General features: G+C 44.0%; 8 protein-coding genes. 6 read left to right on the forward strand and 2 right to left on the reverse strand.

What is annotated here, in order from left to right; all coding sequences use genetic code 11:
* Positions 1 to 204 precede the first annotated feature (204 nt).
* Genes FWJ32_RS12845 through rbsB form a run of 6 tightly spaced genes read left to right on the forward strand, consistent with a single transcriptional unit; the run spans position 205 to position 5,922 of the window.
* On the forward strand, positions 205 to 1,212 hold the full coding sequence (locus FWJ32_RS12845) for a LacI family DNA-binding transcriptional regulator (RefSeq protein ID WP_149546366.1): 1,008 nt from the start codon (positions 205 to 207) through the stop codon (positions 1,210 to 1,212).
* Positions 1,212 to 2,114 (forward strand): ribokinase, encoded by a 903-nt coding sequence (gene rbsK / locus FWJ32_RS12850; RefSeq protein ID WP_149546367.1) that lies wholly within the window; start codon positions 1,212 to 1,214, stop codon positions 2,112 to 2,114. Before FWJ32_RS12845 ends, rbsK begins: the two co-directional genes overlap by 1 nt.
* On the forward strand, positions 2,111 to 2,506 hold the full coding sequence (gene rbsD, locus FWJ32_RS12855) for a D-ribose pyranase (protein ID WP_149546368.1): 396 nt from the start codon (positions 2,111 to 2,113) through the stop codon (positions 2,504 to 2,506). The genes rbsK and rbsD overlap by 4 nt, the downstream gene beginning before the upstream one ends.
* On the forward strand, positions 2,507 to 3,991 hold the full coding sequence (locus FWJ32_RS12860; protein ID WP_149546369.1) for a sugar ABC transporter ATP-binding protein: 1,485 nt from the start codon (positions 2,507 to 2,509) through the stop codon (positions 3,989 to 3,991).
* A gap of 12 nt (positions 3,992 to 4,003) precedes the next feature.
* Positions 4,004 to 4,945, forward strand: coding sequence for an ABC transporter permease (locus FWJ32_RS12865; protein WP_476727231.1), 942 nt, complete (start codon positions 4,004 to 4,006; stop codon positions 4,943 to 4,945).
* Between the two features lie 38 nt (positions 4,946 to 4,983).
* Positions 4,984 to 5,922 (forward strand): ribose ABC transporter substrate-binding protein RbsB, encoded by a 939-nt coding sequence (gene rbsB / locus FWJ32_RS12870; RefSeq protein ID WP_203227773.1) that lies wholly within the window; start codon positions 4,984 to 4,986, stop codon positions 5,920 to 5,922.
* 108 nt (positions 5,923 to 6,030) lie between these two features.
* Here the strand turns inward: rbsB and FWJ32_RS12875 are convergent, their stop codons facing one another.
* Positions 6,031 to 7,212 carry an iron-containing alcohol dehydrogenase gene (locus FWJ32_RS12875; RefSeq protein WP_149546371.1) on the reverse strand — a complete coding sequence of 394 codons (1,182 nt, stop codon included), beginning with the start codon at positions 7,210 to 7,212 and terminating at the stop codon, positions 6,031 to 6,033.
* A 300-nt stretch (positions 7,213 to 7,512) separates the two neighbouring features.
* Positions 7,513 to 8,589 (reverse strand): NAD(P)H-dependent flavin oxidoreductase, encoded by a 1,077-nt coding sequence (locus tag FWJ32_RS12885; protein WP_149546373.1) that lies wholly within the window; start codon positions 8,587 to 8,589, stop codon positions 7,513 to 7,515.
* Positions 8,590 to 8,768: the final 179 nt, after the last annotated feature.

Genomic DNA, 8,768 nt, shown 5'->3' on the forward strand with positions numbered 1-8,768 from the left:
TTTTAGTTGTTCTTGAGACATTAGATAACGCACCTCATTCCCCATAGTGACATTTTATCACGATAGTCTACAAGGTGACATTATCATAAAATAACCACAGTCAAATTAAATTCCATATTGACATTTCAATGGGATTATATTAGAATATAGTTAAACGTTTTCGTTTAACGTTTTCGTAAAACGTTAAACCAAGGGGAGAAGGCAATGGCAACGATAAAGGATATAGCACGGATGGCCAATGTTTCCATCACTACAGTTTCCAGGGTAATAAACAAGAAGACAGACGGTGTAAGCGATGAGACCAGGGAGAGGATACTTAAGGTGATGAAGGACCTGAACTACCAGCCCAACAGGATAGCAAGGGGTCTTGTGACCAAGAGGACAAATACCCTGGGGCTTATACTGCCTGACATAGCGAACCCATTTTTTCCGGAGATTGCAAGGGGGGTAGAGGATACAGCCAACATATACGGTTATAACGTTATTCTGTGTAATACTGACGACCGTCCAGATAAAGAGGAACTTTATATAAATGTCTTGAGGGAAAAATGTGTTGATGGCGTAATATTTACCAGCGGTATAAACCCAGTCTCGGAGCATATAAAGCAACTTATGGATTGCAAAATGCCCTTTGTGCTTCTTGACAGGTACATGGATATAGACTGCCTGCCAGGGGTATACAGCGACGGATATGATGGCATGTATCAGGTTACAAGATATCTTTTGGAGATGGGCCACAGGAATATTGCATTTATTGCAGGGCCGGTCCATAGCACCACTGCAAAGCACAGATATGATGGTTTTAAGGCTGCTGTAGGTGAGTGTGGTTTTAGTGTAGATGATGCCCTTGTAGAAGAGGGCAACTATAAAATATCTGGTGGCAAGGAGGCTATGACGAGGCTTATAGGCAAGGGGAAGAGTTTTACCGCAGTAGTTTGTGCCAATGACCTTATGGCTGTTGGAGCTATGGAGGTGCTTAGGGAGAACGGTTATAGGATACCAGAGGATATCTCAATTACTGGTTTTGATGACATACAGCTATCCGGACTGATAGAGCCAAAACTGACGACTGTTGCCCAGCCATGCTATGAGATGGGAGCTATGGCTACAAGGATGTTGATTAAGCTGATTGAAGGCCAGGCCATGGATGAAAGGGAAATAAAGTTAAAGCCCAAACTTGTTATAAGGAATTCTGTAAAGAGGGTGGATTGATGAAAGCGATTGCAATAGGAAGTATAAATATGGATTTTACCATGAGTGTTGACCACCTGCCGGTTAAGGGTGAGACCATTGCCGCAAAGTCTTTTAAGGAGAGTGCCGGTGGCAAGGGTGCAAATCAGGCAGTGGCACTTTCGAGGCTGGGAGCGGATGTAATGATGATAGGTGCCGTTGGCAGGGATGGCATGGGCAGCATATTGATGAATTCACTAAAACGGGATGGCATTGAAACAAAGGGTATCAAAGAGGTAGATGCACCTACAGGCAACGCCTTTATAACTGTGGATGTGGACGGCAACAACACCATAGTGGTATATCCCGGTGCCAATTATGAACTGGATATAGGGTGGGTGGAGGCCTTTAAAGAGGATATACGGGCATCAGACTTTGTTATCCTGCAGATGGAGATACCCATTGACACTGTGGTGGGTTCTATTGAGCTGGCCAACCGGCTGGGGACCAATGTGATACTAAACCCTGCACCGGCTAAGGCTCTACCCGACCATATATACAGGATGATAGATATGATAATCCCCAACGAGACTGAAATTGCACTGCTTACAGGCATAGAGGACGTAAAGCAGGGAGCAAGAAGACTGCTGGAGAAGGGTGTGAAGAGGGTTGTGGTAACCCTCGGGGAGAAAGGATGCCTGTATGTAGATGCTGAGAGAGAGCTTATGATGGAAGGTAATAAGGTAAGGGCAGTAGACTCTACCGCTGCAGGCGATGCCTTTACAGCAGGCCTGGCCATATCCTTTGGCCGTGGTGATGACCTGAAATCGGCCCTAAAGTTTGCCAATGCAGTAGGTGCCCTTACAGTTACAAGGGTCGGAGCGCAGGATTCGCTCCCGACATATAAAGAGGTGGAGATGTTTCTAAGGAGGCAGGAGAAATGAAAAAGACGACTCTCATAAACCACAGGCTCTCCGAGGTGATAGCTATGATGGGGCATAAGGACACCATAACCATAGCTGATAGCGGCCTGCCCATACCAAAGGGCGTGGAGAGGATAGACCTTGCACTTACCAGAGGGATTCCTTCATTTTTGGATACATTGCGGGCAGTCCTTTCAGAACTCAATATTGAAGAGGCTATAGTTGCCAGTGAAATGAAAGAGGTCAGTCCAAATATCTATGATGAGGTAAAAGAGATTATTGGAGATGTGCCTGTAAGAGAGGTAAGCCATGAGGAACTGAAGGCCATGACAAGGGAGAGCATGGCTGTGGTCCGGACAGGGGAATACACGTCTTATTGTAATATAATACTGAAATCCGGGGTGGTGTTCTGAATGCCGCTTCTTGAAATGGCAGGCATAACAAAAAAATTTCCTGGCGTAAAGGCTTTGGATAACGTCCAGCTTGTACTTGAAAAGGGCGAGGTGCTCTCACTTCTTGGGGAAAATGGTGCCGGCAAGTCCACACTTATGAAAATTTTAAGCGGCGTCTACAGGATGGACAGCGGAGAAATAAGGGTTGACGGCAAGCCTGTTGAGATAAAGAATGTGTGGGATGCCGCCAGACTTGGCATAGGAATAATACATCAGGAACTCAGCCTTGTCCCCGACCTGACGGTATATGAAAATATCTTTCTTGGACGTGAAAGTAAAAATCCTTTCACCCGACGTCTGAATAAGGGTTATCTCATTAGAGAAAGTGAAAGGTATATGGAAGAACTTGGGATAAAGATGGATGTAAAACAACTCGCAAAAAACTTAAGTGTTGCCGAACAGCAGATGGTTGAAATAGCCAAGGTGCTCTCCATGGACTGCCGGATTATCATTATGGATGAGCCGACAGATGCTCTGACTACCAATGAGGTAAAAAAACTGTTTGAAGTAATACGGGCTTTAAAAAGCAACGGTAAGGGCATTATTTTCATAAGCCATAAAATAGAAGAGATCTTTGAAATAGCAGATAGTGTGGAGGTTTTGAGGGATGGACGGTACATTGGGACAAGAGCAGTAAAGGATACCACTCCTGACGAACTTATCAATATGATGGTGGGGAGAGAGCTTAAGGACAAGTTTCCAAAGGTCAAGGCTGATGCAGGTGATGTGGTGCTGGAGGTACGCAGTCTGAGTGTGCCCGGCATGCTTAATGACATAAATTTTAACGTTAAAAAGGGTGAGGTACTGGGGATTTCGGGACTTATGGGAGCCGGTCGAACAGAACTGGGGAAGACGCTCTTTGGGGTTTACAGGCATTCAGGTGATATTCTGCTGGAGGGAAAACCAATTAACATCAGGTCCCCCGAGGATGCCATAAAAGCCGGTATAGTATATTTAACAGAGAATAGGAAAGAAGAAGGCTTGTTTCTTGACAAGAGTGTGTCGTACAACATTACCCTGGCAAAACTCAGGGACTTTACCGGTGGGTTAAACAGGGTCTTGAAACCAAAGGAGCGTAGGGCAGTAAGCGAACTCATTGAAAGATTAAGGATAAAGACGCCGACACAATCTCAGCTCGTTGGCAACCTTAGTGGTGGAAACCAGCAAAAGGTGTCCCTTGCCAGGTGGCTTTTGACTGGGCCAAAGGTCCTTATTCTTGACGAACCTACCAGGGGAATCGATATTGGTGCCAAGGTGGAGATATATAACATAATCAACAACTTAAAGAGTAGCGGTACTGCCATAATAATGATTTCTTCAGAACTTCCTGAAATCCTTGGAATCAGCGACAGGATAATAGTAATGCATAAGGGCAGGATTACCGGTGAGTTAAATGATTTTGAGGCAACCCAAGAGAAAATAATGAAATATGCGGTTAACCTATAGGGGGTATTTATGTTGGAAGAAACTAAGAGCCGTAACTGGGAAATCCTTTTACGTAACATGCAGTCATTTATAGGTCTGATAATTTTATGTGTGGCTTTGAGTATTCTCTCACCGAGGTTTTTAACTGCACCCAACATCCTTAATGTTTTAAGGCAGACCTCATTAAATGCAGTTATAGCGATAGGGATGACATTTGTGATACTTACAGGGGGCATAGACCTCTCCGTGGGATCGGTTTTGGCATTCTCCAGTATAGTTGCTGCAGGAATGGCCCACTCTGGTGTCAGTGCAACTGCTTCCATACTGGTTGGGCTTATTATTGGCACTGTCCTTGGGTTTATAAATGGCCTGGCCGTCACCAAAGGTGATGTACCACCGTTTATAGCCACCCTCGCTATGATGACCATGGCAAGAGGTGCAACACTGGTCTATTCCAATGGGCAACCGAAGACAGGGCTTGGTGATGGGTTTTATTTCCTTGGAAATGCAAGGATTATGTCGATACCCTTCCCTGTAATAGTGCTGTTTATAGTTTTTATTATAGCATACTATTTGCTCGGTGAAACAGCCACGGGGAGGTACGTATACGCCACAGGTAGCAACGAAAATGCAGCAAAGCTCACCGGCATAAAAACCGACAGGATAAAGATGCTGGTCTATTCCATATCAGGTTTTACTGCAGCCTTAAGCGGTATGATTGTAACATCAATGCTCAATTCCGCCCCACCTACGGCGGGCACAGGAGCCGAGCTCGATGCTATAGCTGCGGTAGTATTGGGAGGCACAAGCCTTTCTGGAGGCCAGGGTGGCGTGATAGGTACAATAATTGGTGCGCTGATAATAGGTGTTTTAAATAATGGCCTCAACCTTTTAAATGTGTCCTCATACTATCAGCAGCTTATAAAGGGTGCAGTAATACTGATGGCAGTATTAATCGATAGGAGAAGAAGGTAGAAATACCTTTTTCAATAAAAAACCTTAGGAGGGGTAAAATGAAGAGGTTAGTATCAGCAATGCTAATAATGCTTCTTGTGGTAGGCCTGGCAGCCGGGTGTGGCACCAGTCAATCGCAACAGCAGGGACAGGCCCCGGCAGAGCAGAACCAGCAGAGTGAAGGCCCAAAAAAGATAGGTCTGGTTATATCTACACTCAACAATCCGTTCTTTGTCACGCTAAGGGATGGCGCACAGAAAAAGGCAGACGAGCTTGGATATCAGCTTATTGTCTTAGACTCACAAAACGATTCAGCTAAAGAATTATCCAATGTACAGGATGTACTGCAGCAGGGCATAAGCCTACTTATGATAAACCCCGTTGACAGCGATGCTGTGGTAAATGCTGTAAAACTGGCCAACGATGCAAAAATACCTGTAATCACACTGGACAGAAGCGCTAATGGCGGCGAGGTTGTAACACACATCGCCTCTGATAATGTAGCCGGTGGCAAGATGGCTGGTGACTTCATAGTAAACAAGTTGAATGGCAAGGGTAAGGTAGTCCAGTTGGAAGGCATTCCTGGAGCTTCAGCGGCCAGGGATAGAGGCCAGGGATTTGCTGACGCCATAAAAGGCACTCAAATTGAGGTTGTTGCCTCACAGGCTGCTGATTTCGACAGGACAAAGGGACTTCAAGTAATGGAAAACATACTCCAGGCTCAACCACAGATAGATGCCGTATTCGCTCAAAATGATGAAATGGCACTGGGGGCACTCCAGGCCATAGAGGCATCAGGCAGACAGGGTATAATTATTGTTGGCTTTGACGCCACTGACGATGCTGTTAAGGCAGTCAACGACGGCAAGATGGCAGCCACAGTAGCCCAGCAACCTGAACAGATAGGTTCTCTTGGCGTCGAAAATGCCGATAAGATAATAAAAGGGCAGCAGGTGCCGAAGTATATACCTGTGGACTTGAAGTTGATAACAAAATAAATTCAGTCTATAAAGACAAACTGCTGGCACTTTGCCAGCAGTTTGTCTTTATAACTGTAATTCTATCTACCTATAGTGTTTGTATAAAGGGCAATAAACCCTACTGTCTTAGAAACAGGCCCTATATATTGATTTTACCTCTTCTAATGACAGTTTATAAGGGTCTACCTTGAAGAGAGAACTCATAGCCTCCATAGCATTTTTAGACAGTTTTTCTATTTCGTCCTCTTTCACATTAAAGTTAGAGAGTTTTAAGTCTTCCATACCAATATTCTTAATCAATTTTTTAAGGGCGGTAATAAAGCATTGAGCCTGCTCCTCTTTAGTATTGCCTATGATATCCTCTCCCATCGCCCTTGCTAAGTCAATAAACCTATCGGGGGCTTTTGATGCCATAAAACTGAAATACGAGACTGAGAGCATTATAAGACCTGCACCATGAGGTATATCTGGATGATAAGCGCTCACTGCATGTTCCATGGAGTGATGCGAAACACATGATGATAGGGATTCCACGATACCTGCAGATGTGCTTGCCCAGGCCATAGCTGTGCGTGCCTCAATGTTGTTCCCGTCCGCCACTGCCTTTGGAAGATATTCTGTTATTAGGCTTACGGACTGCAATGCATGGACATCGCTGGCAGGCTGATTGACCTCTGCTATATATCCCTCCACAGCATGGAAGAAAGCATCCATTCCCTGATATGCTGTAAACTCAGGTGGAATGGACAGCATGAGTTCAGGGTCTACTATAGAAAGTGTCGGAAAGGTGTATCTGTAACCGAAGCCAATCTTTTCATTGGTCTCAGTGTTTGTTATTACTGCCCATGGGTCAGACTCAGTGCCTGTACCTGCCGTGGTTGGTATTGCAACGATAGGCAGCGGCCTGTTTTTTATTTCCATGCCCTTTCCGGTGCCGTCTGAGACATAATCCCAGTAGTCTCCTGGGTTCCTTGCCATAATAGCTATTGCCTTTGAAGAATCTATTGTACTACCTCCGCCGAGGCCTATTACAAAATCGCAGTTATTTTCTTTGGCTATTTTTGCACCCTCTGCTACATGGGTGGCAATGGGGTTGGGCAAAATCTTATCGTAGACAACGGATTCGACGTTGTTTTCCTTTAAATAGCCAATAACCCTGTCCAGATATCCATGTCTTTTCATTGAGTTATTGCTTCCTATGACAATCAAAGCTTTCTTTCCGGGAAGCGATAATTTTGTCAATTCCTTTAGCTTGCCTGGGCCAAAAACTATTTCAGTAGGCATAAAATAAGTAAAATTAGATTTCATAGGTACATTCCCCCTGGCAAATTTGCTTTTAATATTTTCAGCTTTATTATGGTACTTTTAGAAACAAAAGTCAACAGGGCTACAGCTTCAAATTTTATTTTAGATATAAAAGTGAAATCAGATTACCTGAGATTTCATAAAAAATTTCAGAAAATATCAGGTGAGGAGACAAGGAATGGTCTTGATAGCTGCGCACTGCGTAGATGTGGCGGGTATGTCTATGAATAGGCAGAATTTTAAGGTGACAATGTAAAAAATAGATGTATATAATATAAACTGCTGCTAAATAGCAGCAGTTTATTAAAGATTTTCTTCGGCTTCCTTTACAAGTTCATCCATCAAATCACTTACATGAACAATCTTGTCTACCCTGTAAACATTTTGACCACAAAAGGCAAAACCCTCGTCCAGATTTCCTTTTTGCGCATTTAAAAGAGCCTGTGCTATGCAGTAGGGGGCTTTTTCAGGTATACAGGTACGCAGGCAGTTATACTTGCAAAAATCAGGTGTCTTTTGACTTTTTTTGACATCTTCAAGAAAGCCATTTCTGATAGCTCTGCCGGGCATCCCGACAGGGCTGTTTATTATTATGACATCATCCTTTTTTGCGTTAACATAGGCCTGCTTAAACTCCAAAGAAGCGTCACATTCATAGGTGGCCACGAACCTCGTCGCCATCTGTACCCCGCTGGCGCCTAATTTCAGAAATTTTGCTATATCTTTACCGTCAAATATACCGCCTGCTGCAATGACGGGTATCTTTCTGCCATATTTCTCTTCATAGGGCTTTACAGCCTCTATGACCTCAGGTACAACATCCTCCAATCTGTGCTCATCTATGTTTTCCAGCTCTTCTCTTTTAAACCCAAGGTGCCCACCTGCCAATGGACCTTCTACTACAACTGCGTCAGGACAGTAACCATGCTTTTTATCCCAGGATTTGCATATTACACTGGCTGCCTTGGCGGATGATACTATTGGTACGGCTTTTGTCTGTGTGCCTTTTACAAACTCGGGCAGATTGAGAGGCAGACCTGCCCCTGAAATTATCATGTCTATACCCTCTTCAATGGCAGTCTTTACCATGGTTGCATATTCGGTTATGGCAACCAGTATGTTTACTCCTATGATGCCGTTGGGAGCCAATTTGTATGCCTTTCTTATCTCTGCTCTTAACGCCTCAATGTTTGCCTTTCTTATGTTTATGCCCCATTTGGGGTCGCTAAGAGACAGGTGCAGTCCAGATATTACTCCGATGCCTCCTGCATTGGCTACTGCAGAGGCCAGGCCAGACATTGATATGCCAACACCCATGCCACCCTGTATTATGGGTATCCTTGCTTCCAGATTTCCTATTTTAAGTGATGGAAGTTTCACGATTTTCCTCCTTTAATATACATTTTCACGTATTTATCATAACATATAAATACGCATTCGTCATCTGATAATTTTATATTGATCGCGTCAAGTATTTTTAGGTTATTAAAGACCTCACCATAATGAATTATCATAGGAAAACGTTATGTATGTTTAATCCAACATTAACAAAATTTATC

Origin of the sequence: Calorimonas adulescens, assembly GCF_008274215.1 — a bacterium.
Taxonomy (GTDB): Bacteria; Bacillota; Thermoanaerobacteria; order Thermoanaerobacterales; family UBA4877; genus Calorimonas; species Calorimonas adulescens.

Coding starts and splice junctions, on each gene's coding strand:
- rbsD (WP_149546368.1), top strand. CDS start 2,111: ATGAAAAAGACGACTCTCATAAACCACAGGCTCTCCGAGGTGATAGCT.
- FWJ32_RS12845 (WP_149546366.1), top strand. CDS start 205: ATGGCAACGATAAAGGATATAGCACGGATGGCCAATGTTTCCATCACT.
- FWJ32_RS12860 (WP_149546369.1), top strand. CDS start 2,507: ATGCCGCTTCTTGAAATGGCAGGCATAACAAAAAAATTTCCTGGCGTA.
- FWJ32_RS12875 (WP_149546371.1), bottom strand. CDS start 7,212: ATGAAATCTAATTTTACTTATTTTATGCCTACTGAAATAGTTTTTGGC.
- rbsB (WP_203227773.1), top strand. CDS start 4,984: ATGAAGAGGTTAGTATCAGCAATGCTAATAATGCTTCTTGTGGTAGGC.
- rbsK (WP_149546367.1), top strand. CDS start 1,212: ATGAAAGCGATTGCAATAGGAAGTATAAATATGGATTTTACCATGAGT.